This window comes from Streptomyces sp. NPDC016677, from assembly GCF_055562815.1.
Window position 1 is genome coordinate 265,076 of record NZ_JBVHEO010000009.1, and the last position, 25,855, is coordinate 290,930.

Sequence of the window (25,855 nt, forward strand, 5' to 3'; positions counted from 1 at the left end):
CAGTCCGGCGGACCCGGGCCCTACCGGTTCACGGGCACCCGCCAGGGCGGCCGCGCCCGGACCGGGCGCGGCACGGTCCCTGGCTCACGTCACGTCGTCGTACCCGTTGACCCGGTCCGTGCGGGACTGCTCGGGCAGGGCGGGGCTGGTCGTCACGGGCTCGATCTCGCCGATGTCCTCGGGGGTGAGGTCGAGGTCGGACGCCTCGTCGTCGGCGGGGCCCAGCGCGTCGCGCCTGCGACGGCGGTGGTCGTTCAGCAGCGAGAAGAGGACGGCCGCGAAGTACAGCACCCAGATCGGCCCGGCCAGCATGAGCATGGTCAGCGGGTCGGTGCTGGGCGTGGCGAGGGCCGCGAAGAGGGTGATGCCCATGATCATCGCGCGCCACCAGCCGAGCATGCGCTTGCCGGTGAGCGCGCCCGTGAGGTTGAGGAAGACCAGGAGCAGCGGAAGCTCGAACGAGAGGCCGAAGACGAGCACCATGCGCAGGACGAGGTCGAGCAGGTCGTCCAGCGGCAGCAGGTTCGTCGTGCTGCTCGGGGTGAAGTCGAGCAGCACCTCCGCCGTGGTGGGCAGGACGTTGTACGCGAAGTAGGCGCCGCCGAGGAAGAGCGGGGCACCGGTGCCGACGAAGGCGTAGGCGTACTTCTTCTCGTGCCGGTGCAGCCCGGGGGCGACGAAGGCCCACAGCTGGTACAGCCAGACCGGGGAGGCCAGCACGACGCCGGCCATCAGCGACACCTTCAGCGCCAGGGTGAAGGGGGTGAGCAGACCGTTGATGGTGATCTGCGCGCACGGCTTGCCCGACGTCGACTTCGCCAGCTGCTCGAACGTCTGGTCGCATCCGACCGAGTCGAGGATCGGCCGGGTGAGGAGATTGATGATGTCGTTGTAGAAGAAGGCGGCGACGACGGTGACGGCGACGATCGCCAGCAGTGCCTTCGCGAGCCGGTTGCGGAGCTCACGCAGGTGCTCCGCGAGGGGCATCCGCCCCTCGGGATCCCTCTCCTGTTTGCGGGCAGACTTCAGCAACCCACGTTCCCATCTCGTGCGGGCGGGCCGGAGGTCACAGGCCCGCGTCAGCGCTTGGTCGTGTCCGTCGGCTCGGCGACCGGGCGGGAACTGGTCACGTCGCCCGGGGCGGCCTGGATGGTGCGCTGCGACGCGGACTGCTCGCCGGTGGTGGGCGGGTCGGCGGGGGCGGCGGACTTGTTGTCGTCCTTCATCGCCTTGGCCTCGCTCTTGAGGATGCGCGCGGACTTGCCGAGCGAACGCGCCATGTCGGGAAGCTTCTTCGCGCCGAACAGCAGAATGATGACGACGAGGATGAGAATGATCTCGGGGGCGCCGAGCCTTCCGAACATAAGTCTTTACCTTCTCACCGAGGCGGCTGGGTGGGGGTGCTGTCCGACCGGTCGGACATGCGTCTGATCGGCCGTGTTGTGCAGCGATCGTAACGCTCAGGGGTAAACGCGAGGCAATCCCTGTGCGTACTCCCGTCCGCGGCCGGGCCTCGTTTTCCGGACCGCGACCAGCAGCGTACCTGTCCCCATGAGCCGGACGACAGGGCGAAGCGGCCCGGAACGCAAGTCACAGGAGACCGCTGCCTCACGTACAGGCGCTTCACAAACCCCGACAAGTGCCTTGCGTACTTCTCACAGCGCCTGCGCGGAACGGCCCGCGCGCTCCGCGGCGTGCTCCAGATCCTCCGCCGCCGCACCGATCCGGCGGGCCGACTCGGCCACCTGCCGACCCAGCCGCTGCGCCTCCACGAACACCCGTACGGCGAGCACCCCGAGGACGGCGAGACCCAGGAACCCCATGGCAACCGCGAACATCGGCCAGAACATGCCGTCGACCCTAAACCGTCCCGCGACCTGGTCCTAAACGGTGGAGTGCAGGCGCAGGGTCCGCACCCCGCCGCCGGTCAGCAGCTCCACGATCCGCTCCCCCGCCGGCTTGCGGACGGTGACCCCGCAGTCCGGGCAGGTGAACGAGTAGAAGGTGGTACGGCTGCTGGCACCGATGGCCAGGCGCAGGGCGCTCGCGGTCAGCTCGAAGCGGCCCCGGCAGTCCGGGCAGCCCGCCCGGAACACCACCGGCGCCACACTTCTCATGCCGGCGAACGCGGACGCCACCGTCATGCCCACCGCACCGGACCCCGCCGACTCGCTCTCGCTCAACGTCCTCGCTCCTGCCCGTCGTGCACCGCGTCCGCCGCCCGCTCGGCAGACGGCCCGTACGCGTCGGCCGTCCCGGTCCCGTCGTACGCCGCCAGCGCGTCGCGCGCCGCCTGCCGGGCGCTGTCGGCCAGTTCACTCGGCGCGACGATCCGGCCGTCCCGCCCGAGGCGCAGCGCCAGGCGTCTGAGCGACGCCGGGTCGGGGGTGCGCAGGGTGATGCGCAGGCCGCCGTCCGGCAGCTCCTCGGCGCTGTCGTGCGGGTAGTACTCGGCGACCCAGCGTCCGCCGGGGCCGACCTCCACCACCACCTCGGGGTCCTCGGCGGCCGGCTGCACCAGCGCCTGGGACAGGTCGCGCGGCTCGATCTCGGGCGGCGCGGACGGCTCGTCCAGGATCTTGATCTCGGCGACCCGGTCCAGCCGGAAGGTGCGCCGCGCCTCGGAGCGCCGGCACCACGCCTCGACATAGGTGTGGCCGACGCTGACCAGGCGGATCGGGTCGATCTCGCGCTCGGTGACCTCGTCGCGGGCCGGTGAGTAGTAGCGGATCCACAGGCGGCGGCGCTCGGAGATGGCCCGGTCGACGTCGGCGAAGACGCCGCCCTCGGACTCGAAGGTGACCGACAGCCGGGAGCTGGCGCCGGCCGCCTCGCCGGCCGCGGCCTCCACCTTGGCGGTGGCCCGCAGCAGCGCCTGCCGGTCGCTCTCGCGCAGCCCGGGCAGGGTCGCCACCGCGCGGGCGGCGACCAGCAGCGCGGTGGCCTCGTCGGCGGCCAGGCGCAGCGGCTCGGCGGCGTCCGCGCCCAGCGCGGCCGGGTTGTGCCACCAGATGCGCTCGCCGTCGGTGTCGATGTCGAGCAGATCGCCGCCGCGGAAGCTGGTGCCGCACATGGGGAGCACGTCGAGGTCGGAGACCAGCTCGTCCTCGGTGATGCCGAAGGCGCGGGCCACGTCCTCGACCCGGGCGCCGGGGCGCTCGCGCAGATACGTCACCAACGACAGCATCCGCCGAGTCTGGTCGATGGCGTTGACGGGCCTGACCGGTTTGCCTGCCACTGTGTTGTCCGCTCCCCCTCAGCCCTTGGCGACGGCGCGCAGCCGGTCCACCACGTCGGCCCGCAGCTCGGCCGGCTCCAGCACCACCACGTCCGGTCCGAACTCCACCAGCCAGGCGTCCAGGCCGTGCCCGTACGGAATCTCCAACTCGTCCCAGCCGTCCCCGAGTTCCCGGACCGCCGTGGCCTTCGCCCGAAGGGGGTACCCGGCGTCCGAACGCAGCCGGATGAGCGCGGAGCGGTCGGCGGTCTCCCCCGCCCAGCTCGCGACGGTCTCGCGGACGGTGACGACGTCCGGCACGGGAGCGGTGAAACGCGCCCCGCGCGAGCGGACCTTGCCGGTGATCCGGGAGAGCCGGAAGACCCGCTCGGCACCGCGGTCGCGGTCGAAGCCCGCCAGGTACCAGTGGCCGCGCCAGCACTCCAGCGCCCACGGCTCGACGTGCCGGGTCTCGGGACGGGCGGCGGTGGCCTTGCGGTAGTCGAAGACGACCGGACGGCGGTCCCGGCAGGCCAGCATCAGCGGCTCGAACGCGGCCTCGTGGACGGGGATGCGCGGCTCCAGCGCGCTGTGCGCCTCGTAGGGGTCGACGTCCTCCGGCAGCCCGGCGGCGCGCAGCTTCTGCAGGGCGCCGCTGGCCGCGCCGGCCAGCCGGGCCTGCTGCCAGACCTTGGCGGCCAGCCCCAGGGCGGCGGCCTCCTCGGCGTCCAGGGTGATGGCCGGCAGGCGGTTGCTGTCGCGGCGGGCGAGGTAGCCGATCTCGCCGTCCAGGCTCTCCACGGTCTCGATGACCAGCCCCAGCTCGCGCAGGTCGTCCTTGTCCCGCTCGAACATGCGGTTGAAGGCATCGTCGGAGCCCGGCGTGGTGTGCTCGGGTCCGAACGCCTCGACATAGGCCTCGATGGACTCGCGCAGCTCGCGCTTGCTGAGCGGCCGGCGGGTGCCGAGCAGACACAGCGCCAGGTTCATCAGCCGCTCGGCCTTGGCAATGGCCATCGACGCCCTTCGCCTCCTTGTGATGCCTACGCCGATGACCGTACCGCCCCGCGGTGGCCTGGCAAAAGCCGAGGGCCCATGCCCCCACGGGCATGGGCCCCGAGCCGGTCGCGTCCGGTCGGATCCGTACCGATCGGGCCCCGACGAGGTCGGATCAGACGCCGAGCAGGTCGACGACGAAGATCAGCGTCTCGCCGGGCTTGATCAGCGGGGTCGGGCTCTGGTTGCCGTAGGCGAGGTGGGCCGGGATGGTCAGCTGGCGGCGGCCGCCGACCTTCATGCCCTGCACGCCCTGGTCCCAGCCCTTGATGACCCGGCCGCCGCCCAGCGGGAAGCGGAACGGGGCGCCACGGTTCCAGCTGGCGTCGAACTCCTCGCCGGTGGAGAAGGCGACACCCACGTAGTGCACGGTGACGGTCTGGCCCGCCTGCGCAACGGGTCCGTCGCCCTCCCAGATGTCCTTGATCTCGAGGTCCGCCGGGGGCTCGCCGCCGGGGAAGTCGATCTCGGGCTTGTCGATGCTCACGTCTCTAGCTCCTGCTTGTCTGCGGAAAGGCAACGGTCCCAGTGTTTCATCCCCGCCGCGTCAGAGCTTCGCGAGGATGTCGACCGAGAAGACCAGCGTCGAGTCCTTCTTGATGCCGCTGCCCTCCGGGGGGCTGTCGCCGTACCCCAGGTTCGGCGGGACGACGATGAGGACGCGGCTGCCGACCTTCTTGCCGGTCAGCCCCTGCGACCAGCCCTTGACGACCTGCTGGAGGCCGAAGGACGTCAGCTGCCCCCGCTTGTACGTCGAGTCGAACTCCTTGCCCCCGTCCCACAGCACGCCCTTGTACTGCACCAGGACGCTGTCCTCGGCCGCGACCTCGGCGCCGTCGCCCTCGATGACGTAGTTCGCCACGAGCTTCTTCGGCGCCTCGGCGTCGGGCACCTCGATGGAGGGCGCCTTGCCGTCGGTGTTGGTACCGACCTCGGGCAGCGCGGCGTCGTCCTGGGCGACCTCCTCGCCCTTGGCCGACGACTTGGCGTTGTAGCTGTCCTTGAGGTCGAAGACGAACACCAGGGTGTCGTCCTTCTTCACCCCGAGCTGCTCGTTGCCCTGGTCGCCGTAGGCCCAGGCCGGCGGGACGGCGAAGAGGACGCGGCTGCCGGTCTTCTTGCCCGTGAGGGCGTACCGCCAGCCGTCGATGACGCTGCCCTGGGCGAGCTGGAAGACCAGCGGGCTCTTGGTGTCGTAGGAGTTGCCGAGCACCTTGGCGGAGGACCAGATCTGGCCCAGGTAGTCCGCGACCACGAAGTCGTTCTCGGCGACCGTCCTGCCGCTGCCCGCGACGGCCGTCTTCACCGCGAGCTGCTCGGACGGGTCGCCGCTGCCCTTGGCGACCGTCGGCTTCTCGCCGAACTCCGTACCCGCCGTGATCGCCGGCAGCGGACCGTCGACGATCTTCGGGGCCGGTGCCGCCGACGTGGCCGACGCCGAGGGCGTCTCACCGGCGTCGCTCGATTCGCCCCCGTCGTCGCCGCACGCGGCGAGGGTGGTCAGTCCAACGGGTACGGCGATGAGAAGTGAGCGTCGGCGCACGGTGAGGGCCTCGTAATCGGTCGATCATGGTTGATGGCGTGCGCGCAACTCTACGGCGTGAGAAGGGCGCCGTACGGGAAACGTACGGCGCCCGTGTGGCGTTCCGACCGTGTACGCGGAGCGCTACATGCCCGCGATCAGCTTCTCCACCCGGTCGTCGACGGAACGGAACGGGTCCTTGCACAACACGGTGCGCTGCGCCTGGTCGTTGAGCTTGAGGTGGACCCAGTCGACCGTGAAATCACGGCGCTGTTCCTGGGCCCGCCGGATGAAGTCGCCGCGCAGCCGGGCCCGAGTCGTCTGCGGGGGAACGGACTTGCCCTCGAAGATCTTCAAGTCGTTGCAGACCCGGGTGGCCTGGCCCTTCTTCTCCAGCAGGTAGTACAGGCCACGACGGCGGTGGATGTCGTGATAGGCGAGGTCTATCTGCGCGACCCGCGGATGCGACATGGTCATGTTGTGCTTGGTCCGGTACCGCTCGATGAGCTTGTACTTCATGACCCAGTCGATCTCGGTGTCGATGCGGTCGAGGTCCTCGGTCTCGATCGCGTCCAGGGTGCGGCCCCACAGCTCCAGGACCCGCTCGACGGTCCCGGTGCGGATGCCGCGCCGCTCGCAGAAGTCCACGGCCTTCTCGTAGTACTCCCGCTGCACCTCCAGCGCGGACGCCTCCCGGCCGCTGGCCAGGCGCACCTTCCGCCGTCCGGTGATGTCGTGGCTGACCTCGCGGATCGCCCGGATGGGGTTCTCCAGGGTCAGGTCCCGCATCACCGTGCCGGCCTCGATCATGCGCAGCACCAGGTCGGTGGCGCCGACCTTGAGCAGCATGGTCGTCTCCGACATGTTCGAGTCGCCCACGATGACGTGCAGCCGGCGGTAGCGCTCGGCGTCGGCGTGCGGCTCGTCGCGGGTGTTGATGATCGGCCGGGACCTGGTCGTCGCCGAGGAGACGCCTTCCCAGATGTGCTCGGCGCGCTGGCTGACGCAGTACACGGCACCGCGCGGCGTCTGCAGCACCTTGCCCGCGCCGCACAGCAGCTGCCTCGTCACCAGGAACGGGATGAGGATGTCCGCGAGCCGGGAGAACTCCCCGTGCCGGGCCACCAGATAGTTCTCGTGACAGCCGTAGGAGTTGCCCGCCGAATCGGTGTTGTTCTTGAAGAGGTAGACGTCGCCCGCGATTCCCTCCTCGTGCAGGCGTCGTTCGGCGTCCACCAGCAGTCCCTCGAGAATGCGCTCGCCCGCCTTGTCATGCGTGACGAGCTCGGTGACGTTGTCACATTCGGGTGTCGCGTATTCCGGATGCGACCCGACATCGAGATAGAGGCGGGCGCCGTTGCGCAGAAACACATTGCTGCTGCGGCCCCATGACACGACACGGCGGAAGAGGTACCGCGCCACCTCGTCAGGCGACAGGCGGCGCTGTCCCCTGAACGTGCACGTGACGCCGTACTCGTTCTCCAGCCCGAAAATGCGGCGGTCCATGACTGAACATTACGCCCGATCCCCTGAACTGAAACGGGGTTCGACGGCACGGTTTGGATCATTTTCCGATGAAGCCGCGACCACCGCCTGCCCGGCGGGAACTGCGAGGAGCCGCCCGGTAGCCGTCAGCACCAGCAGGGAGACCGCCCCCGCGGCGCCGGGCAGGGCGAAGCCCCACAGCGCCCCGCCCGCCTCGACGACCGGCCCGGCGAGCCCCGTGCCGACCGACGCGCCCACGGTGAACGTCGTCACCAGCCAGGAGAACGCTTCGGTGACGGTACCCCTGGGAGCGTGCCGGTCGACGAGCACGAAAGCACAGGCGATGGCCGGCGCCAGGAAGATCCCGGCCACCACGGTGAGCAGCACCATGCCGACCGCGCCCGGCATCGACATCAACGGCAGGTAACACACCGCCAGCAGCGCCACGAGCATCCGCAGCCTCCGCGCCGGTTCCCCGGCCCACTGCCGCGCCCCGTACACGGCACCGCCCACCAGCGCCCCGAGCCCCAGCGCGGCCATCAGCCAGCCGTACACGGCGTCGCCGCCGTGCTCGTCCGCGTACGACACGGCCGCCACCGTGATCGACCCGAGCGCCATCCCGACGAACAGGAAGGCGGCGAGCAGCGCCAGCAGCCCCGGCGAGCGCAGGGCGCCCAGCCAGTGCGCCTCGCGCGGAGCCGACCGCCACGCGCGCGAGGGCGGCGACACGACGACCGACAGCGCTCCGAGCACCCCGATCACGTTGAGCACGAGCAGCGCGGCCTGCGCCGACCACAGGGACGCGCACAGCGTCACCAGCAGCGGCCCGACGGTGAACATCACCTCCTGCGCCACGGCGTCCATCGCGTACGCCGTGTGCACCTGCCCTTCTTTGCCCAGCACACTGGGCCACAGGGCCCGCAGCCCGCCCTCCAGCGGCGGCGTGAACAGCCCCGCGCCCGCCACCGCCGCGTAGGCGACGACGACCGCGTCGGTGCCGGCGAAGGCGAAGACGGCCATCGCCAGACCCGACACCACGGCCGCCGGAAGCTGCACCCGCGGCTGCCCGAACAGGTCCACGAGCCGCCCCAGCACGGGCTGCCCCACGGCGTTGGCGACCCCGTACACGGCCGCGAGCGCCCCCGCCAGGCTGTAGGACCCGCCCTCGGCCCGCACGAACAGCACGATGGCGATCGCCGCGGTGGCGTTGGGCAGCCGCCCCACGAGCGTGCCGGCCAGCAGCCGCACGGCATGCCGCGCACGCAGAATCTCCAGATACCCCGCGCCCACGACCGACTCCTCTCGTCCCTACCGGACGTTTTACGTATAACTAATGCGCGCCCATACGTACCATGACCGCTGTTCGGGAGTCCAGACGAAGGAGCGGGCCCACGGTGGCACGAGGCAGCACACGTCCGACGAGCCGGGACGTCGCCCGGGCCGCCGGCGTCTCCCAGGCCGCGGTCTCCCTGGTCATGGGCGACAAATGGCGCGGACGCGTATCGGAGACGACGGCCGAACGCGTACGCCGGGCCGCCCACGACCTCGGCTACCGCCCCAACCTGGCCGCCCGCAACCTCCGCCTCGGCCGCACCCGCACGGTCCTCCTCGTCGTACCGGCTCTGACCACGGAGTTCTTCGCGGGCGTCTATACGGGCGCCGCCCGCGTCGCCGCGGAACACGGCTTCGGAGTCGTCCTCTACCCCTCCCCGGAGGGCATCGGCCCGGCAAGAGACCCGTTCGCCTCCGCCCAGGCGGCCCTGGACGGCGTCATCGCCTCCTCCATGGCCGCCGACGCCCTCACCGCCATTCGCGGCGACCAACTGCCCCTCGTGATGCTGGACAGCGACCCGGAGAGCAGCACGGGCACGGCGACAGTCAACCTGGACATCGCCGACGGCGTCCGCCAGGTCGCGGACCACCTGCTGGCCCTGGGCCACCGCCGCTTCCTGCACCTCGCCGCGGACGTGGCCTCCTGGACGTTCGAGGTACGGGCCCGGGAACTGGCGGCACGCCTGGACACCGTCCCCGGCACCGAACTCCGCACGGCCCGCGCGCCCCTCTCCATCGAGGACGCCCTGACCGCCACGGAGGCGGCCCTCACCGGCCCCGGTCCACGCCCCACCGCCCTGGTCTGCGACGACGACAAACTCGCCGCCGGTGCCTACAAGGCGCTGCGCCGCCTGGGCCTGCGCGTCCCCGAGGACCTCTCCGTCACCGGCCTGGACGACCTCGCCCTCGCCACGGCGATCGACCCCGAGCTGACGACGGTCCGCCTGGACGCGGAACTCTTCGGCGAACGGGGCATGCGGGCGCTACTGGACGTCCTGGACGGCCGGGCGCCCCAAGGCGGCGACATCCCCGTACAGCTGATCGTACGAGGCTCGACGGCACCGCCCCGCTGAACGGCACAGGCGCCGACGGAGCGCCGCCGCGCCCACCCTCCCCCATCGCCCCAGGCGGCACGACTGCCCGTGGTCACGCGCCCGTACCCGCAGTCGCGTACGGCGGGAAGGGGGCGGGGTGGGGGGTGTCCGCCCGCAGCGGTTGGCGCGTCAACCCGCCGCACCCCCGTAAGCGACCGATTCCGCGCCGTTCCGAGGACGGACACCCCCCACCCCGGCCCCGACCCACACACCGCACCGGAGTGGGCGCTACGCGCACCCCCACCGAACCCGCACAGGCGCCGCAGGCACCCCGCGCCCGCTCAACCGCTACTCTTCCTCGGCGGCCCCAGCCCCCTCGGACGTCGAAGACGCCTCCAGCAGCCTCGACAGCTGACCCCCCACAATGCGCCGGAACTTCCGCTTCTGCGGCCGCGTACGGTCCAGCACCGCCACTTCCAGCCGCTCCGCCGGAATCTCCCGCTCGCTGCCGTTGGTGTCCCGCGACAGCGCCTGCACCGCCAGCCGCAGCGCCTCCGCCAGCGTCATCCCGTCCCGGTGCCGCTGGTCCAGGTACGAGCTGATCTGCTCCGCGTTGCCGCCGACCGCCACCGAGCCGTGCTCGTCCACGATCGACCCGTCGTGCGGCAGCCGGTAGATCTGGTCGCCCTCGGGCGTCTCCCCGACCTCCGCGACGACCAACTCCACCTCGTACGGCTTCTCCGCCGCACTCGAGAAGATCGTGCCCAGTGTCTGGGCGTAGACGTTGGCCAGTCCCCGAGCCGTCACGTCGTCCCGGTCATAGGTGTAACCCCGCAGGTCGGCGTAGCGCACGCCGCCGATCCGCAGGTTCTCGTACTCGTTGTACTTGCCGGCGGCCGCGAAACCGATCCGGTCATAGATCTCGCTGAACTTGTGCAGCGCACGGGACGGGTTCTCACCGACGAACACGATGCCGTCGGCATACTGGAGCACGACCAGGCTGCGACCACGGGCGATGCCCTTGCGGGCGTACTCGGCCCGGTCGGCCATGGCCTGCTGGGGTGAGACATAGAACGGCGTCGACACCGGTCAACCGTCCCTTTCTGTCGAAGTCACTGGATCACCTGACAACAAAGCAACCGTGCCCGCCGCTACAGCAGCGCCGCCCGCGGACCGTCGGGCTGCTCCAGCCGCCGCTCCAGCACCGAGCGGGCGATCTCGGACGACTCGTCCTCGGTCAGCCGGCGGAAGCCGTCCTCGGTGATCACGGTGACGATCGGGAAGATCCGCCGGGCGACGTCGGGCCCACCGGTCGCCGAGTCGTCGTCGGCCGCGTCGTACAGCGCCTGCACCACCAGCGTGGTGGCGTCGTCCTCGCTCAGGTCGCCCCGGAAGAGCTTCTTCATCGCGCCGCGCGCGAACACCGACCCCGACCCCGTGGCGGCGAAGTTGTGCTCCTCGGACCGCCCGCCCGTCACGTCGTACGAGAAGATGCGGCCCTTGCCGCGGTCGACGTCGTACCCGGCGAACAACGGAACGACAGCAAGCCCCTGCATCGCCATGCCGAGGTTGGAACGGATCATCGTCGACAGCCGGTTGGCCTTGCCCTCCAGGGACAGCTGCGCGCCCTCGACCTTCTCGAAGTGCTCCAGCTCCAGCTGGAACAGCTTCACCATCTCCACGGCCAGCCCCGCCGTACCGGCGATGCCCACCGCCGAGTACTCGTCGGCGGGGAACACCTTCTCGATGTCCCGCTGCGCGATGACGTTGCCCATGGTGGCCCGGCGGTCACCGGCCAGCACGACACCGCCGGCGAACGTCACGGCCACGATCGTCGTGCCGTGCGGGGCCTCGATGACACCCTGGGTCGGCGGCAGCTGCCGGTTGCCCGGGAGGATCTCCGGCTGGTGCTCCGACAGGAAGTCCATGAAGGAGGACGACCCAGGCGTCAGGAAGGCAGCTGGTAGACGCCCGGTGCTACGAGTGTTGGCTTCCACGCGATTCCTTCCACGTAAGCGGCAGCCCGCCTTATGGCATCGGGCCTGTCCTTGAACTGCCCCAGCGCCGCGTTGCAGCTGAAGCACAGTACGCCACGGACCCTACCTGTCTCGTGGCAGTGATCCACATGTGCGGCGGGCGCCGCCAGACACACGCAGCAGACACCTCCCTGAGAAGCGATCAGCTCGTCGCGTTCCGCTTCGGTGATGCCGTACTGACGCTTCAGATGACCGGCGCGGCCCTGCGCCGCTTTGCAGGACTTGCAGAGCGTCGCCGGACCATCGGACGCTGTGCGATTCCGGGTCCACTCACTGTGAGGTTTGATCTCCCCGCACGTCCGGCAGAGCTTGTGCCCGTCGGGCACCTCCACTCGCGGACGGACGTTGCACCCCTTGGCCACCTGGCGTTCTTGGTGACAGGCCGCAGCACACTCCCGGCAATAGGCCTGCAACCCGTCACGCATCGCCTTGTTCCGTGCAAACGCTGCCCGCGGCTTGTGGTCCTTACACCGCGAGCAACGCCTACCAGATTCTTCGATCGTCAAGCGAACCCCCGACTGCAACCTTCCTTTCGAAGGCTACTCGCCGCCCTTCTGAACGAACGAGCGAACGAAATCCTCCGCGTTCTCCTCCAAGACATCGTCGATCTCGTCCAGCACCGAGTCGACGTCGTCGCTCAGCTTCTCCTGCCGTTCCTTGAGGTCCTCCGACGCCTGCGCGTCCTGCGCCTGCTCCTCGACCTCCTCGGTGGAACGCGTGGCCTTCTGCTGCCCGCCGCCGGTGTCCTTGGTCGCCATAACCCTCACCCCGCTCGGTTCGCCCGACACAGTTCGCTCGTCAAGATCCGACCCTACAAGCCGGCTCTGACATCGGCCCCGCGGAATACAGAACGCGCGGGGACCACCTCGATGATTCCCGGGCCGGGGATTTTCACCCCGGCCCGGCTGACTTCGGCCGGGTACCCACGGCCCCGGATCATGCTCGGATCATGCCCGGAACACGCCCGGTTCATCCTCCGGACAACACCCTGACCAGGTCTTCCGCGGTCCGGCAGCGGTCCAGCAGCTCCTTGACGTGATTACGCGTTCCGCGAAGCGGTTCCAGGGTCGGTACGCGCTGCAGCGAGTCCCGGCCCGGCAGATCGAAGATCACCGAGTCCCAGGAGGCCGCCGCCACGTCGTCCGCGTACTGCTCGAGGCAGCGCCCGCGGAAGTACGCGCGGGTGTCCTCGGGCGGCTTCGTACGGGCCCGCTCGACCTCCCCGTCGTCCAGCAGCCTCTTCATGCGGCCACGGGCCGCCAGGCGGTTGTACAGGCCCTTCTCGGGGCGTACGTCCGCGTACTGGAGGTCGACCAGGTGGAGCCGGGGCGCGTCCCAGTCCACGCCGTCGCGCCGCCGGTAGCCCTCCATGAGTTCCCGCTTGGCGACCCAGTCCAGCTCGCCGGCCAGGCTCATCGGGTCGTTCTCCAGACGGTTGAGGGTGTCCTCCCAGCGGGTCAGGACGTCCTTGGTCTGGTCGTCCGCGTCGGCCCCGTACCGCTCCTCCACGTACTTGCGGGACAGTTCGAAGTACTCCATCTGGAGCTGCACCGCCGTGAGCGTCCGTCCGCTGCGGAGCGTGACGAGCTGCTTCAGCGAGGGGTCGTGGGAGACCTGGTGGAGGGTGCGTACCGGCTGGTCGACCGCCAGGTCCACGGCGATGAAGCCGTCCTCGATCATCGACAGCACCAGGGCGGTCGTGCCCAGTTTCAGGTACGTCGAGATCTCCGACAGGTTCGCGTCACCGATGATCACGTGCAGTCGGCGGTACTTCTCGGCGTCCGCGTGCGGTTCGTCGCGCGTGTTGATGATCGGGCGCTTCAGGGTCGTCTCCAGGCCGACCTCGACCTCGAAGTAGTCCGCCCGCTGGCTGAGCTGGAAGCCGTGCTCGTGGCCGTCCTGGCCGATGCCGACGCGGCCGGCGCCGGTGACGACCTGCCGGGACACGAAGAACGGCGTCAGGTGGCGCACGATGTCCGAGAAGGCGGTCTCCCGCTTCATCAGGTAGTTCTCGTGCGTGCCGTAGGACGCGCCCTTGTTGTCGGTGTTGTTCTTGTACAGGTGGATCGGCTGGGCCCCGGGCAGCTGGGCGGCCCGCTCGGCCGCCTCGGCCATGATGCGCTCGCCCGCCTTGTCCCAGAGCACGGCGTCCCGCGGATTGGTGACCTCGGGCGCGCTGTACTCGGGGTGCGCGTGGTCGACGTAGAGCCGGGCACCGTTGGTGAGGATCACGTTGGCCAGGCCGATGTCCTCGTCGGTGAGCTGGCTGGAGTCGGCGGCCTCCCGGGCGAGGTCGAAGCCTCGCGCGTCCCGCAGCGGGTTCTCCTCCTCGAAGTCCCAGCGGGCCCGGCGGGCCCGGTGCATCGCCGCCGCGTAGGCGTTGACGATCTGGGACGAGGTGAGCATGGCATTGGCGTTGGGGTGACCGGGGACGGAGATCCCGTACTCCGTCTCGATGCCCATTACTCGCCGTACGGTCATGCGGCCCTCCTTGCCCGGCGGTGCCCACGGTCGTGGACGCCGCTCACGTACCGCTGGCGCTCCGGTGCGTGTGCGGTGCCCGTCCCCGCACTGCGCGACTCGGCGGTATGGAAGAGCCTAGAACGCCTTTGCGCTGGTGGGGAGATCATTTGCGTCATTGCCTTGCTCCAGCCGTGGCCCTGGAAAACAGTCGGCTGCGGGTACCCGCTGAGGGACACCCGCAGCCGTCCGGTTTTTTACAGGTACTGACCGGTGTTCGCCACCGTGTCGATGGAGCGTCCGGTGTCCGCGCCCTGCTTTCCGGTGACGAGCGTACGGATGTACACGATCCGCTCGCCCTTCTTTCCGGAGATCCGGGCCCAGTCGTCCGGGTTGGTGGTGTTGGGCAGGTCCTCGTTCTCCTTGAACTCGTCCACGCATGCCTGGAGGAGGTGGGAGACGCGCAGGCCCTTCTGGTTCTTCTCCAGGAAGTCCTTGATCGCCATTTTCTTGGCGCGGCCCACGATGTTCTCGATCATGGCGCCGGAATTGAAGTCCTTGAAGTAGAGGACTTCCTTGTCGCCATTGGCGTAGGTGACCTCCAGGAAGCGGTTCTCCTCGGATTCGGCGTACATCTGTTCTACCGCCGTCTGGATCATGCTCTGGACGGTGGCCGCCTTGTCCTTGTCGTGCTCCTTGAGGTCTTCCTCGTGGAGCGGGAGGCGCTCGGTGAGGTACTTGCCGAAGATGTCCTTGGCGGCCTCGGCGTCCGGGCGCTCGATCTTGATCTTCACGTCGAGCCGGCCGGGCCGCAGGATGGCGGGGTCGATCATGTCCTCGCGGTTGGAGGCACCGATCACGACCACGTTCTGCAGGCCCTCCACGCCGTCGATCTCGGCGAGCAGCTGGGGGACGATGGTGTTCTCCACGTCCGAGCTGACACCGGAGCCGCGGGTGCGGAAGAGGGACTCCATCTCGTCGAAGAAGACGATGACGGGGGTGCCCTCGCTGGCCTTCTCCCGGGCCCGCTGGAAGACCAGGCGGATCTGCCGCTCGGTCTCACCGACGTACTTGTTCAGCAGCTCGGGGCCCTTGATGTTCAGGAAGAAGCTCTTGCCCGCGGCCTGGCCGGTGACCTCGGCGACCTTCTTGGCCAGCGAGTTCGCGACCGCCTTGGCGATGAGCGTCTTGCCGCACCCGGGCGGGCCGTAGAGCAGGACGCCCTTGGGCGGACGCAGCTCGTGCTCCTTGAACAGGTCGGGGTAGAGATACGGGAGCTCGACCGCGTCGCGGATCATCTCGATCTGCCCGCCGAGGCCGCCGATCTGCTCGTAGCCGATGTCGGGGACCTCTTCGAGGACGAGTTCCTCGACCTCGCTCTTGGGGACGACCTCGTAGACGTAGCCGGAGCGGGGTTCGAGCAGGAGGGCGTCGCCGGCGCGGATGGTGATGCCGCGCAGCGGCTCGGCGAGCCGGACCACGCGCTCCTCGTCGGTGTGCCCCAGCACCAGGGCGCGCTCGCCGTCCTCCAGGACTTCCTTGAGGGTGACGATGTCGCCGACGCTCTCGAACTGCATGGCCTCGACCACGTTGAGCGCCTCGTTGAGCATGACTTCCTGGCCGCGGCGCAGGTCGTCCAGCTCGACGCTGGGGCTGACGTTCACCCGGAGCTTGCGGCCCCCGGTGAAGATGTCGGCCGTGCCGTCCTCGTTCGCCTGCAGGAAGACACCGAAGCCGGCCGGCGGCTGCGCCAACCGGTCGACCTCCTCCTTGAGGGCCACGATCTGGTCGCGGGCCTCGCGGAGTGTATTGGCCAGTCGCTCGTTCTGCGCGGATACGCCGGCCAGATTGGTCTGCAGCTCGACGATCCGCTCTTCGAGGATTCTCGTGTGCCGCGGAGAGTCGGCGAGCTTGCGTCGCAGGACGGCGATCTCCTGCTCAAGATAGGCAATCTGTCCGGTCGGGTCGTCGGACCCGCGTCCCGGGCGGATGCCGCGGTTCATGTCGTCGTCGTGGGCTGCCACGGTCCTCACCTCCTCCAAGGGGAGCTGGACGCTTCCAGACCCTACCTGGGTGGGTGTCGATTGAAACCCCTAGATCACAAAGACGGTCGGGGTGTGTCCGATCTTCACCCTTGCGCTCTCCCTCACGCCAGGGGAATACCCACGGAACACGTCGGGAAAGCAGGCGGCGGTAGGCTCGAAGTGTTCAACACCCGTCAGAGCTGGCCGGATTCCCGCCGCTCGACACAGAAACGGCAGGAGACACGATCGTGCAGCAGGAGGCCGGAGTCGCCGGTGAGGCATTGGAGGTCTGGATCGATCAGGACCTGTGTACCGGCGACGGCATCTGTGCCCAGTACGCGCCCGAGGTGTTCGAGCTGGACATCGATGGTCTCGCCTACGTCAAGGGGGCGGACGACGAGCTGCTGCAGGCCGAGGGGGCGACAACACCCGTGCCGTTGCCGCTTCTCACGGATGTGGTCGACTCGGCGAAGGAGTGTCCGGGCGAGTGCATCCACGTACGTCGGGTTTCGGACAGGGTCGAGGTCTACGGACCGGACGCAGAGTGACCAAATCGCAACCTGTTGCGTACAGTCCGTGACCGATGTCTGATGGCTCACATGCGCGGGGCGTCGTTCGCGCTCACACCGAGTGGGCCTTCGCGGGTGTGGAGCGGACGAACGCGCCGTTGTTCCAGCGCCACTTCGCGTCCTCCTCGACGTCCGGGCAGCAACTGGGTACGTCGGCCGACGAGTAGCCGAGGTACGTGGCGAGGACGGCGCCGTCGGTGACGGAGAGGCCGGTGACGGTCCGGCGCTCCTCGGGGTCGATCAGCGTGGCGACCACCCTGGGTTCGCCGTCGCCGCCCGAGGTCAGGACGTAGACGCCGTCGGGCGGGGTGCCCATGGGGGCGTCGCAGTGCACCGCGGCGACCGTCTCGGGACGGCCGTCGCCGTCCAGGTCGCCGGACGCCTTCTTCTGGACCAGGGCCTTCACCGGGCCGCAGTCCAGGGGGAACGTGACGCTCGCGGGGTCGGGCGGCGCGGCCTGGGTCCGGGCCGGCTCGGCCTTGGGGCTCGCCGCCTGGGCCGCTGTCGCGGCGTCGGGCTGCAGGACCGAGGAGAGGGCCACCACGGCGGCGACGGCGGTTGCGGTGGCGACCCAGTGGATCGGGCGGGTACGCGTGTGTGCCAGTTCCGGGACGGCGGGGTGCTGCACGAGGAGCGTCTCCTGTGAGGGCTGTGCCGGTGGGGTGCCCAGCATCGTGCCACACGTCACAGTGCGGGGGAACGGCGGGGTGGGTACCCGCGTTCGTTCCGCCGCGGCCGGCCGCGCGCGGGGCGCGTGATGGTGACCTGTCAACGCGAGGACGCCGTGGTCCAGTTCCCCGGTTCGTGCGGGAACGGGACCACGGCGTCGTCGCGTTGGTACGGGTGACGGGGCCGGGTCAGCGGCCGGTGCCTCCGTCGGCGTTGGGGCCGGTGTAGTCCTCGCCGTAGGCGCCCTTGGCGGGGCGGCGGCGGCGCATGGGCGGCTCGACGCCGTCGGCGAGGCGGCGGGCGGTGAGCAGGAACCCGGTGTGGCCGATCATCCGGTGGTCCGGGCGGACGGCCAGGCCCTCGACGTGCCAGTTGCGGATCATGGTCTCCCAGGAGGTCGGCTCGTTGAAGCAGCCGATCTCCCGGATGGACTCCACGGTCCGCGCGAGCTGGGTGGTGGTCGCCACGTAGCAGCACAGGATGCCGCCGGGGACGAGCGCCTTGGAGACGGCGTCCAGGCACTCCCAGGGGGCGAGCATGTCCAGGATGACGCGGTCGACGTCGGTGTCGGACAGGTTGTCCTGGAGGTCGCCGACGGTGAGCTGCCAGGCGGGGTGCGGGCCGCCGAAGTAGCGCTCCACGTTGCCGCGCGCGATGTCGGCGAAGTCCTCGCGGCGCTCGTAGGAGTGCAGCATGCCCTGGTCGCCGATGGCGCGCAGCAGGAAGCTGCTCAGCGAGCCGGAGCCGACCCCGGCCTCCACGACGCGCGCGCCGGGGAAGATGTCGGCGAAGGCGAGGATCTGCCCCGCGTCCTTGGGGTAGACCACGGCGGCGCCGCGGGGCATGGACAGGACGTAGTCGGGGAGCAGGGGGCGCAGCGCGAGGTAGGCGACGTTCCCGGTGGTACGGACAACGCTGCCCTCGGGAGCGCCGATCAGCTCGTCGTGGGGGAAGGAACCCTTGTGGGTGTGGAAGTTCTTCCCGGCCTCGAGCGTGAACGTGTAGTGGCGGCCCTTGGGGTCGGTCAGCTGAACCTGGTCCCCGACCTTGAAGGGCCCGCGCCTGCGGGCGGCACCGGTCGGTTCGGACATGCGACCAGCCTACCGGCGTTTCGGATACCGGCTGACCACTAGGACGGCCGGGCCATCGCCTTCACGAAGGCGCGCTCGACGTCGGCCGCGGACAGGACGCCGTAGATCTCGCCGGTCTCCTCGGTGACCAGGTACTCGGTGGCGGGGGTGGCGCGCAGGACGTCGAGGAGTTCCTCACCGGCCAGCTCGGCCGAGACCCGCATGCCGTCGGTGAGGTCCTGGGCGAGGCCGCTGACCGCGACCCACGGGCGGCGGTGTTCGGGTACGCCGACGATGGCGGCCTCACGGACCAGGGAGAGGGGGGCGCCCTCGGCGTCGACGACGACCAGGGCGCGGGCGCCGGCGGCGTTGGCGCGGCGCAGCGCCTCGGAGAGCGGGGTGTCGGTCTCGACGGGGACCGCGCGCCGGGTGAGGTTGCGGGCGCGCAGCTCGGGGAGGTGTTCGCGCAGGCGGGCCATGCGCAGGCTGTTGCCGGCGCCGGTCCAGATGATCGCGGCGAGGATGGCGGCCAGCAGGGCGTCCATGACGGTGTCCATGCCGACGTTGTCCACGGCGTCGGCGCCCAGGGCGCCGGCCTGGGTGAGCAGGGGCAGGCCGATCAGGACGGAGATGGCGAGGGCGCGGCCGACCCAGGCGGCGGCGACCGTGCCGCTCATCGGCTTGCCGGTGATCTTCCAGACGACGGCGCGGAGCATCCGGCCGCCGTCCAGGGGGAGGCCGGGGAGCAGGTTGAAGGCGGCCACGATGAGGTTGGAGATCATCAGGCCGGCCAGCAGGACGCCGGGGACGGTGCCGGGCTCGACGGGCAGCAGGGCGAGGTAGAAGACGCCGGCGAGGACGAGGGAGAGCAGCGGGCCGACGAAGGCCAGGACGAATTCGCGGCCGGGGGTCTCGGCTTCCTTCTCGATCTCGGAGACGCCGCCGAAGAACTGGAGCTGGATGCGGCGGACCGGGAGCTTGAAGCGGAGGGCGGCGACGGTGTGGGCCAGTTCGTGGACGAGGACGGAGGCGTAGAAGGCGACCGCGAAGAAGAGGGAGACCAGGTAGCGGGCGGCGCCCAGCTCGGGCAGGACGCGGTCGAGCTGGCCGCCGAACACCCAGGTGATCAGGGCGGCGACCAGGAACCAGCTGGGGGCGACGTAGACGGGGACGCCGAACGGGCGGCCCATCAGCAGGCCGCCGCCGGGTTCGCGGGGACGGCGGGGCGGGCGGTCGGTGCGGGGGCCGTCCGACCGGGTGTCCGGTGGCGTGTCAGACCTCGTGTCCGGTCGCGTGTCGGACCTCGCGTCCGGCCGCGCGTGGGGGCGGTGGTCCGTGGCACGGGCGCCGGGGGTGCCGGGGACGCCGGGGCTGTGGGGGGCCGCGGGGTCCGGGGTGACGCCGGGGGCTTCGGGGGCGGGGCGGTCGCCGGAGGCCGTGCGGGGGGACTGGTCGCCGGGGCCGTGCGGACGTGTGCCGTCCTGCTCCGTGCCGCCGCCGTGACCGTCCCGTCCCTGTGCTGCCGGGGTCCCCGCGTCGGAGGCGGGGCCGGGGGGAAGGGGGGCGGGGGCATCGGGGTGGTCGGTGTCGCCGTCCTGGGGCCGGCCGGGGCGCGCGGAGCCGGGGGCCGGGGCCGTAGACCCCGTGTGGTGCTCGGCCGACTCGTCGTTGCCGGACCGCGGCTGCCCGCTCCCGCCGCTCACGTCCACGGTTTCCCCTCGTTCGAAGCGTCTTCCGCTCCTGCCGGGCGGAAGGGTCTCATGTCGATGGTATGCGGCCCGCCCGCCCCCTTCCGCCCCGGCACCCCTGTGCTCCCCCTGCTCTCCTCCGCGCTCCCGCGTCACGGGCGTCACCGCCGTGGCTGGGTCACTGTCAGTGGCGGGCCGTAGGGTCTGTCGCATGGAGACGAGCATCGAGGGTGCGGTGGGAGGCACCGCAGGTCCGGACGCGCCCGTGGACCCGCCGGTACCGGCCGCACCGGCGGCATCGGCGGCCCCGGAGACCGCGCCGGGGGCGGGCGAGGGTACGGCGGCATCAAGGGTCACGGCGGCCGGGGTGGCCGCCGTGACCACCGTGGCCTCCTCCGTGGTGGAGCCCGCCGCCCCCGCCGCCAGGCCCGTCGCCGTACCCCCCGCCTCCCTCTCGCCCTCGCGGGCCGGCGACTTCATGCAGTGCCCGCTGCTGTACCGGTTCCGGGTGATCGACCGGCTCCCGGAGAAGCCGAGCGAGGCGGCGACCCGGGGCACCCTGGTGCACGCGGTGCTGGAGCGGCTCTTCGACGCCCCGGCGGCCGAGCGCACCCCGCCGCGCGCGAAGGCCCTGGTGCCCGGCCAGTGGGACCGGCTGCGCGAGACCCGGCCCGAGGTGGTGGAGCTGTTCGCCGACGACCCGGACGGCGAGCGGCTGGCGCGCTGGCTGGCCGAGGCGGAGCGGCTCGTGGAGCGCTGGTTCACGCTGGAGGACCCGAGCCGGCTGGAGCCGGCCGAGCGGGAGCTGTTCGTCGAGACGGAGCTGGAGTCGGGACTGCGGCTGCGCGGCATCATCGACCGGGTCGACGTCGCGCCCACCGGTGAGGTGCGGATCGTCGACTACAAGACCGGCAAGGCGCCCCGGCCGGAGTACTCCGAGAGCGCGCTGTTCCAGATGAAGTTCTACGCGCTGGTGGTCTGGCGGCTGAAGAAGGTCGTCCCCCGCCGGCTGCAACTGGTCTACCTGGGCAGCGGTGACGTGCTGACGTACGACCCGGTCGTCGCCGATCTGGAGCGGGTCGAGCGCAAGCTGCTGGCGCTGTGGGACGCGATCCGGCGGGCGACCGAGACGGGCGAGTGGCGGCCACGGCCCACCAAGTTGTGCGGCTGGTGCGACCACCAGGCGCACTGTCCGGAGTTCGGTGGCACTCCCCCGCCGTATCCGCTGCCGGTGGTGGCGGCCGGGCCGGGAGGGGGCGGCCAGGCGTAGCGCCCCGGCCGCGTCCGGCGCCACGGGCGCAGGGCAGAATGGGGCCGGACTAGCGAAGGAGACTTACGTGGCCATCCGTGTCCTACTGGTCGACGACCAGCCGCTGCTGCGTACGGGCTTCCGGATGATTCTGGAAGCGGAGCAGGACATCGCGGTCGTCGGCGAGGCCGGTGACGGCCTCCAGGCGCTGGACCAGGTGCGGGCGTTGCAGCCCGACGTGGTCCTGATGGACATCCGTATGCCGCGGATGGACGGCGTGGAGGCGACCCGGCAGATCACCGGACCCGGGCGGGACGGCCCGGCGAAGGTGCTGGTGCTGACCACCTTCGACCTCGACGAGTACGTGGTGGAGGCGCTGCGGGCGGGGGCCAGCGGCTTCCTGCTGAAGGACGCCCCGGCCAACGAGCTGGTGCAGGCGATCCGGGTGGTGGCGGACGGCGAGGCGATGCTCGCGCCGAGCATCACCAAGCGGCTGCTCGACAAGTACGCGACCCATCTGCCCTCGGGCGAGGAGCCGGTGCCGGACACCCTGCACACGCTCACCGAGCGTGAGGTGGAGGTGCTGAAGCTGGTGGCGCGCGGTCTGTCCAACGCGGAGATCGCCGCCGACCTGTTCGTCAGCGAGACGACCGTCAAGACGCATGTCGGGCACGTCCTGACCAAGCTGGGGCTGCGCGACCGGGTGCAGGCCGCGGTGTACGCGTACGAGAGCGGACTGGTGCGACCCGGCGCGCAGTAGGCCGGTCGCGGCACGGCGACGCGAAGGGCGCCCCTCTCCGGAAGAAGAGGGGCGCCCTTTCGGTGTGCGGCCGGCCGGTGTGACCGGTCTCCGGCGTGTGGTGCGGGCGGGCTCAGTCGCTGACGCCGCGGCCCAGCTCCCAGAGCTGGAGCGAGGAGGCGGAGTTGAGCAGGTAGGCGGTACCGGTGATGTCGTCGCGGGTGGCGACGTACTGCTTGCCCTGCCACAGCGGCAGCAGCGGCACCTCATCGGCGACGATGTCCTGGATCTTCGTCAGGCTCTCGGCGGCGGACAGCCGGTCGGCCTCGCGGCGGGACTCCGGGATCAGCTTGTCGATGATCTCGTTGTTGGCGTACGGCGAGTACAGGGTGTTGTTCTTGTCGAGGAACGGCGCGATGAAGCTGTCGGCGTCCGGGAAGTCGGGGAACCAGCCCATACCGAAGACGTCGTACTCGTGCTTCTTCTGCCCCTCCCGGTACTTGTCCCAGACGGTGCCCTTGATGTCGACGTCGAAGAGACCGCTGTCGTTGAGCTGCTTCTGCAGCTCAACGAACTCCGTCTTGGCGGCCGCGCCGTAGTGGTCGGTGGTGTAGTGCAGCGTCAGTTTCACCGGCGTGGTGATGTCGGCCTCTTCCAGCCGCGTCCTCGCCTTGTCGACGCTCGGGTCGCCGTACGTGTTGAAGAACGAGTTGGAGTGGCCGGTGATGGTGGCCGGGACCATCGAGTACAGGGGCTCGGCCTGGGAGCCGTAGACCTTGGAGACCAGTTCGCTGCGGTTGATCAGCTGGGCCATCGCCTGGCGGACGGCCATGTTCTTGACGGTCGCGGCCTCGGTGTTGAAGGCGAGGTAGCGGATCTCCAGGCCGGACACCTCGACCAGGTCGACGGCGCCGCCGGAGGCCTTGGACAGCTCGTCGATCTGGTCGGGCGTCATCGCGCGCGTCATCACGTCGATGTCGCCGTTCTCGATATCGGCGCCCATCGTCTCGGCGTCGGCGTACGAGACCATCTCGACCTTGTCGTTGTTCACCGTCAGAGTCCCCTTGTAGTTGGGGTTCTTGGTGAACACGGCCTTGGTCAGCTCCTCGCCCTCGGCCTCCGCCTTGAAGGTGTAGGGGCCGGAGCCGGAGAGTTCGAAGCCCTCGCGCAGCTTGTCCTTCGCGTAGTCGTCGGAGTCGACGATGCCGGCGACGGGGGTCGACAGCTTGTACGGGAAGGTGGCGTCGGCGGTGTTGAGGTGGAAGATCACCTCGCGGTCGCCCTGCGTCTCGACGGTGTCGATGGTGGAGAGCAGCGAGGAGACACCGGTGTCGGCCTGGATGGCGATGGCCCGCTCGATGGAGTACTTCACATCGGCGGCGGTGATGGCGTCACCGTCGGCGAACTTCAGACCGTCCCGCAGGGTGCAGGAGTAACGCTCGTTGCCCGTGTCGGTGAAGCCGCACTGCTCGGCGGCCTCGGGCACCGGCTCGCCGTCGCCGCGCGGCTGGATCATCAGCGTCTGCTGGGTCTGGCGCAGGATGTTCCAGAGGCCCACGTCGTACGCCCACGCCGGGTCGAGGGGCGCGGGGGCCTCCTTCGTGGCGGTGAACCGGTCCGTGGTGCCGACGACGATCGCGTCTCCGCCGCCACTGCCACCGTCGGAGCCGCCGCACGCGGCGAGCACCGGCGCGAGCAGGCCGACCACGGCCGGCAGCACCAAAGTCTTGCGGTTCATGCTCGGGATTCTCCAGGGCTGTCGATTCCGTGTATCCGGCTTGCAGGGGTGTCGCGGCCGATCACGGGGGTAAGGGCTGAGGTTCTCGCGATGAGATTAGTCCGCGTCCGTACGACAGTTCGCAGCCGCCGGAGTTGAGCCTCCATCACGCAGTGAAACCGGGCGTGGACACACCGAAAACCCGACAGCGGAAGGATTCGTGCAGGGTTTCACCAATCAGGACACATGGGCACTGCGCCGGCCCGGGGAGCGCGACCAACAGCACAGGCACAGCTTCCTGTCGACCCCCGGGGGCGTGGGGAACGTCACATGGCCAAGCGGGTGCGTGAGGCACTCAATTCGGCCGTCCCTGGACGGCGAATTACCCTTCGAAACCCTTCCGCCACGCATCTCGGCAACTCGCCGGTAGGTTTCCGCGAATTACCCTTCTTTCACTGGTGCACACTGGGTGAACGTCTAGCGCGTGTGCGTCATCAACCCGCGTAGAAATGCCAGGTCAACCTGTTCCAGTGAGGGCACGACGGTGCGCCTGAGGGCCGGTGCGATGGGGGCGACGGACGGGACCGCGACGACATGGCAGCCCGCGGCCTCGGCGGCGGCGACACCGGTCGCGGTGTCCTCGACGACGGCGCATCTGTGGGGATCCGCGCCGAGTCCGGCGGCGGCGGTCAGGTACGGGTCCGGGTAGGGCTTGGTACGTGGGACCTCGTCGCCCGCTACCGTCAGGGCGAAGTGGTGGGCGCCGAGCGAGGTGAGCACCCGGTCGATGACGCGCCGGTGGGAAGCGGACACCAATGCGGTGGGGATCTCGTGCTCGGACAGCTCGGACAGCAGCCGCTCGGCCCCGGGCATGAGGGGCAGGGCCCGGCCGATGCGCTCCTCGAAGCCGTCGTTGAGCAGCACGGTCAGCTCGGCCAGCGAGATGTCGGCGCCGGTGGCCTCGATCAGGAAGCCGGCGCTGCGGGTCATGGGGCCGCCGACCACGACATGGCGCCAGGAGTCGTCCAGGGTGTACCCGAGCCCGGCGAAGACCTCCGCCTCCACGTCCCACCAGAAGCCCTCGGTGTCCACCAGGGTTCCGTCCATGTCCAGGAGCACGGCCTGGAGGGCGGACCCTTCGGCCGTACGGGTACCGAGCGCGGGGACCGTACTGGTCATCCACTTACCTCCTTGAGGGACGATCAGGCCGGTTCCCTGAGCGGGAACCGGCCTGCGGTGGACCGACCAGTGTACGTCGCCCGCGGACGAAGCGCCCGGTGGTGCGCCGACGGGCGGTGACGTACGACCCGCCGGGCGGTGGCCTGGGGCCCGGCCGGCGGTGACGTACGGCTCAGCGGGCGTTGAAGTACTTCGCCTCGGGGTGGTGGATCACGATGGCGTCGGTGGACTGTTCGGGGTGGAGCTGGAACTCCTCCGACAGGTGGACGCCGATCCGCTCCGGCTCCAGCAGGGCGGCGATCTTCGCCCGGTCCTCCAGGTCCGGGCAGGCGCCGTAGCCCAGCGAGAAGCGGGCGCCCCGGTACTTCAGCTCGAACATGCCCTGCATCTCGTCGGGGTCCTCGCCGGCGAAGCCCAGTTCGGTGCGGACGCGGGCGTGCCAGTACTCGGCGAGGGCCTCGGCGAGCTGGACGGACAGGCCGTGCAGTTCGAGGTAGTCGCGGTAGGCGTTGGCCTCGAACATGCGGGCGGTCTCCTCGCCGATGCGGGAGCCGACGGTGACGACCTGGAAGCCGACGACGTCCTTCTCGCCTGACTCCTCCGGGCGGAAGAAGTCGGCCAGGCACAGGCGACGGCCGCGCCGCTGGCGGGGGAAGGTGAAGCGGGTGCGCTCGTTGCCGTCGTCGTCGAGGACGATGAGGTCGTCGTCCTTGGAGACGCACGGGAAGTAGCCGTAGACCACGGCCGCTTCCAGCAGGTTCTCCGTCTGGAGCCGGTCGAGGAGGCCCCGCAGCCGGGGCCGCCCCTCG

General features: G+C 70.3%; 26 protein-coding genes. 4 read left to right on the top strand and 22 right to left on the bottom strand.

The window, feature by feature from the left end; translation table 11 throughout:
• Positions 1-84 precede the first annotated feature (84 nt).
• The 10 genes from tatC to ACZ3IG_RS24415 all read right to left on the bottom strand — a co-directional run bounded on the left by tatC (position 85) and on the right by ACZ3IG_RS24415 (position 8,570).
• A complete protein-coding gene (gene tatC / locus ACZ3IG_RS24370) occupies positions 85-1,032 on the bottom strand; it encodes a twin-arginine translocase subunit TatC (RefSeq protein WP_467434637.1) in 948 nt (315 codons plus the stop codon).
• 47 nt (positions 1,033-1,079) lie between these two features.
• Positions 1,080-1,364 (bottom strand): Sec-independent protein translocase subunit TatA, encoded by a 285-nt coding sequence (gene tatA, locus ACZ3IG_RS24375; RefSeq protein WP_403541029.1) that lies wholly within the window; start codon positions 1,362-1,364, stop codon positions 1,080-1,082.
• Between the two features lie 291 nt (positions 1,365-1,655).
• Positions 1,656-1,850, bottom strand: coding sequence for a hypothetical protein (locus tag ACZ3IG_RS24380; protein WP_215170763.1), 195 nt, complete (start codon positions 1,848-1,850; stop codon positions 1,656-1,658).
• Between the two features lie 33 nt (positions 1,851-1,883).
• Positions 1,884-2,144 (bottom strand): hypothetical protein, encoded by a 261-nt coding sequence (locus ACZ3IG_RS24385; protein WP_215170798.1) that lies wholly within the window; start codon positions 2,142-2,144, stop codon positions 1,884-1,886.
• Between the two features lie 35 nt (positions 2,145-2,179).
• Positions 2,180-3,238: a helix-turn-helix transcriptional regulator gene (locus tag ACZ3IG_RS24390; RefSeq protein ID WP_467434638.1), complete on the bottom strand. Its 1,059-nt coding sequence runs from the start codon at positions 3,236-3,238 to the stop codon at positions 2,180-2,182.
• Between the two features lie 18 nt (positions 3,239-3,256).
• Complete coding sequence (locus ACZ3IG_RS24395) at positions 3,257-4,234, bottom strand: helix-turn-helix transcriptional regulator (protein WP_215170759.1); 978 nt, start codon at positions 4,232-4,234, stop codon at positions 3,257-3,259.
• Positions 4,235-4,388: 154 nt separating this feature from the next.
• Positions 4,389-4,760: an FKBP-type peptidyl-prolyl cis-trans isomerase gene (locus tag ACZ3IG_RS24400; RefSeq protein ID WP_215170757.1), complete on the bottom strand. Its 372-nt coding sequence runs from the start codon at positions 4,758-4,760 to the stop codon at positions 4,389-4,391.
• A 60-nt stretch (positions 4,761-4,820) separates the two neighbouring features.
• Positions 4,821-5,816, bottom strand: a complete 996-nt coding sequence (locus ACZ3IG_RS24405) for an FKBP-type peptidyl-prolyl cis-trans isomerase (RefSeq protein ID WP_467434640.1) — start codon at positions 5,814-5,816, stop codon at positions 4,821-4,823.
• Positions 5,817-5,939: 123 nt separating this feature from the next.
• Complete coding sequence (gene pafA / locus ACZ3IG_RS24410; RefSeq protein ID WP_467434641.1) at positions 5,940-7,301, bottom strand: Pup--protein ligase; 1,362 nt, start codon at positions 7,299-7,301, stop codon at positions 5,940-5,942.
• Positions 7,302-7,310: 9 nt separating this feature from the next.
• Positions 7,311-8,570: an MFS transporter gene (locus ACZ3IG_RS24415; RefSeq protein WP_467434643.1), complete on the bottom strand. Its 1,260-nt coding sequence runs from the start codon at positions 8,568-8,570 to the stop codon at positions 7,311-7,313.
• 104 nt (positions 8,571-8,674) lie between these two features.
• On the opposite strand from ACZ3IG_RS24415, the gene ACZ3IG_RS24420 reads away from it, so the two are divergent.
• Complete coding sequence (locus ACZ3IG_RS24420) at positions 8,675-9,685, top strand: LacI family DNA-binding transcriptional regulator (protein WP_467434644.1); 1,011 nt, start codon at positions 8,675-8,677, stop codon at positions 9,683-9,685.
• Between the two features lie 309 nt (positions 9,686-9,994).
• Here the strand turns inward: ACZ3IG_RS24420 and prcA are convergent, their stop codons facing one another.
• The 6 genes from prcA to arc all read right to left on the bottom strand — a co-directional run bounded on the left by prcA (position 9,995) and on the right by arc (position 16,166).
• Positions 9,995-10,732, bottom strand: coding sequence for a proteasome subunit alpha (gene prcA / locus ACZ3IG_RS24425; RefSeq protein WP_467434645.1), 738 nt, complete (start codon positions 10,730-10,732; stop codon positions 9,995-9,997).
• A gap of 65 nt (positions 10,733-10,797) precedes the next feature.
• Positions 10,798-11,643 (bottom strand): proteasome subunit beta, encoded by an 846-nt coding sequence (prcB, locus tag ACZ3IG_RS24430; RefSeq protein WP_215170747.1) that lies wholly within the window; start codon positions 11,641-11,643, stop codon positions 10,798-10,800.
• Positions 11,595-12,188 (bottom strand): endonuclease VII domain-containing protein, encoded by a 594-nt coding sequence (locus ACZ3IG_RS24435; RefSeq protein ID WP_467434647.1) that lies wholly within the window; start codon positions 12,186-12,188, stop codon positions 11,595-11,597. The genes prcB and ACZ3IG_RS24435 overlap by 49 nt, the downstream gene beginning before the upstream one ends.
• A gap of 33 nt (positions 12,189-12,221) precedes the next feature.
• Complete coding sequence (locus tag ACZ3IG_RS24440) at positions 12,222-12,440, bottom strand: ubiquitin-like protein Pup (RefSeq protein WP_011027899.1); 219 nt, start codon at positions 12,438-12,440, stop codon at positions 12,222-12,224.
• A gap of 211 nt (positions 12,441-12,651) precedes the next feature.
• Positions 12,652-14,163 (bottom strand): depupylase/deamidase Dop, encoded by a 1,512-nt coding sequence (gene dop, locus ACZ3IG_RS24445; protein ID WP_374198418.1) that lies wholly within the window; start codon positions 14,161-14,163, stop codon positions 12,652-12,654.
• 236 nt (positions 14,164-14,399) lie between these two features.
• A complete protein-coding gene (gene arc / locus ACZ3IG_RS24450; RefSeq protein ID WP_215170745.1) occupies positions 14,400-16,166 on the bottom strand; it encodes a proteasome ATPase in 1,767 nt (588 codons plus the stop codon).
• Positions 16,167-16,414: 248 nt separating this feature from the next.
• On the opposite strand from arc, the gene ACZ3IG_RS24455 reads away from it, so the two are divergent.
• Complete coding sequence (locus ACZ3IG_RS24455) at positions 16,415-16,714, top strand: ferredoxin (RefSeq protein WP_215170744.1); 300 nt, start codon at positions 16,415-16,417, stop codon at positions 16,712-16,714.
• Between the two features lie 73 nt (positions 16,715-16,787).
• On the opposite strand, the gene ACZ3IG_RS24460 is transcribed toward ACZ3IG_RS24455, so the two are convergent.
• The 3 genes from ACZ3IG_RS24460 to ACZ3IG_RS24470 all read right to left on the bottom strand — a co-directional run bounded on the left by ACZ3IG_RS24460 (position 16,788) and on the right by ACZ3IG_RS24470 (position 20,183).
• On the bottom strand, positions 16,788-17,363 hold the full coding sequence (locus ACZ3IG_RS24460) for a hypothetical protein (RefSeq protein ID WP_467434649.1): 576 nt from the start codon (positions 17,361-17,363) through the stop codon (positions 16,788-16,790).
• Between the two features lie 229 nt (positions 17,364-17,592).
• Positions 17,593-18,495 (bottom strand): tRNA (adenine-N1)-methyltransferase, encoded by a 903-nt coding sequence (locus tag ACZ3IG_RS24465; protein WP_467434650.1) that lies wholly within the window; start codon positions 18,493-18,495, stop codon positions 17,593-17,595.
• Positions 18,496-18,533: 38 nt separating this feature from the next.
• Positions 18,534-20,183, bottom strand: coding sequence for a site-2 protease family protein (locus ACZ3IG_RS24470; RefSeq protein ID WP_467434652.1), 1,650 nt, complete (start codon positions 20,181-20,183; stop codon positions 18,534-18,536).
• A 190-nt stretch (positions 20,184-20,373) separates the two neighbouring features.
• Between ACZ3IG_RS24470 and ACZ3IG_RS24475 the strand changes: the two genes are divergently transcribed.
• Both ACZ3IG_RS24475 and ACZ3IG_RS24480 read left to right on the top strand, forming a co-directional pair.
• Positions 20,374-21,432 (top strand): RecB family exonuclease, encoded by a 1,059-nt coding sequence (locus ACZ3IG_RS24475; protein ID WP_467434653.1) that lies wholly within the window; start codon positions 20,374-20,376, stop codon positions 21,430-21,432.
• 67 nt (positions 21,433-21,499) lie between these two features.
• Entirely contained in the window at positions 21,500-22,171 is a 672-nt protein-coding gene (locus ACZ3IG_RS24480; protein WP_215173697.1) for a response regulator, read from the top strand.
• A 112-nt stretch (positions 22,172-22,283) separates the two neighbouring features.
• On the opposite strand, the gene ACZ3IG_RS24485 is transcribed toward ACZ3IG_RS24480, so the two are convergent.
• The 3 genes from ACZ3IG_RS24485 to ACZ3IG_RS24495 all read right to left on the bottom strand — a co-directional run.
• Positions 22,284-23,888, bottom strand: coding sequence for an ABC transporter substrate-binding protein (locus ACZ3IG_RS24485; RefSeq protein ID WP_467434655.1), 1,605 nt, complete (start codon positions 23,886-23,888; stop codon positions 22,284-22,286).
• A 456-nt stretch (positions 23,889-24,344) separates the two neighbouring features.
• On the bottom strand, positions 24,345-25,046 hold the full coding sequence (locus tag ACZ3IG_RS24490) for an HAD family hydrolase (RefSeq protein WP_467434656.1): 702 nt from the start codon (positions 25,044-25,046) through the stop codon (positions 24,345-24,347).
• 172 nt (positions 25,047-25,218) lie between these two features.
• Positions 25,219-25,855: vitamin B12 dependent-methionine synthase activation domain-containing protein (locus ACZ3IG_RS24495; protein WP_467434657.1), on the bottom strand; the 637-nt coding region annotated here is incomplete at its 5' end.

Coding starts and splice junctions, on each gene's coding strand:
- tatA (WP_403541029.1), bottom strand. CDS start 1,364: ATGTTCGGAAGGCTCGGCGCCCCCGAGATCATTCTCATCCTCGTCGTC.
- ACZ3IG_RS24380 (WP_215170763.1), bottom strand. CDS start 1,850: ATGTTCTGGCCGATGTTCGCGGTTGCCATGGGGTTCCTGGGTCTCGCC.
- ACZ3IG_RS24385 (WP_215170798.1), bottom strand. CDS start 2,144: ATGACGGTGGCGTCCGCGTTCGCCGGCATGAGAAGTGTGGCGCCGGTG.
- ACZ3IG_RS24395 (WP_215170759.1), bottom strand. CDS start 4,234: ATGGCCATTGCCAAGGCCGAGCGGCTGATGAACCTGGCGCTGTGTCTG.
- pafA (WP_467434641.1), bottom strand. CDS start 7,301: ATGGACCGCCGCATTTTCGGGCTGGAGAACGAGTACGGCGTCACGTGC.
- ACZ3IG_RS24440 (WP_011027899.1), bottom strand. CDS start 12,440: ATGGCGACCAAGGACACCGGCGGCGGGCAGCAGAAGGCCACGCGTTCC.
- dop (WP_374198418.1), bottom strand. CDS start 14,163: ATGACCGTACGGCGAGTAATGGGCATCGAGACGGAGTACGGGATCTCC.
- ACZ3IG_RS24465 (WP_467434650.1), bottom strand. CDS start 18,495: ATGTCCGAACCGACCGGTGCCGCCCGCAGGCGCGGGCCCTTCAAGGTC.
- ACZ3IG_RS24475 (WP_467434653.1), top strand. CDS start 20,374: ATGGAGACGAGCATCGAGGGTGCGGTGGGAGGCACCGCAGGTCCGGAC.
- ACZ3IG_RS24485 (WP_467434655.1), bottom strand. CDS start 23,888: ATGAACCGCAAGACTTTGGTGCTGCCGGCCGTGGTCGGCCTGCTCGCG.
- ACZ3IG_RS24490 (WP_467434656.1), bottom strand. CDS start 25,046: ATGACCAGTACGGTCCCCGCGCTCGGTACCCGTACGGCCGAAGGGTCC.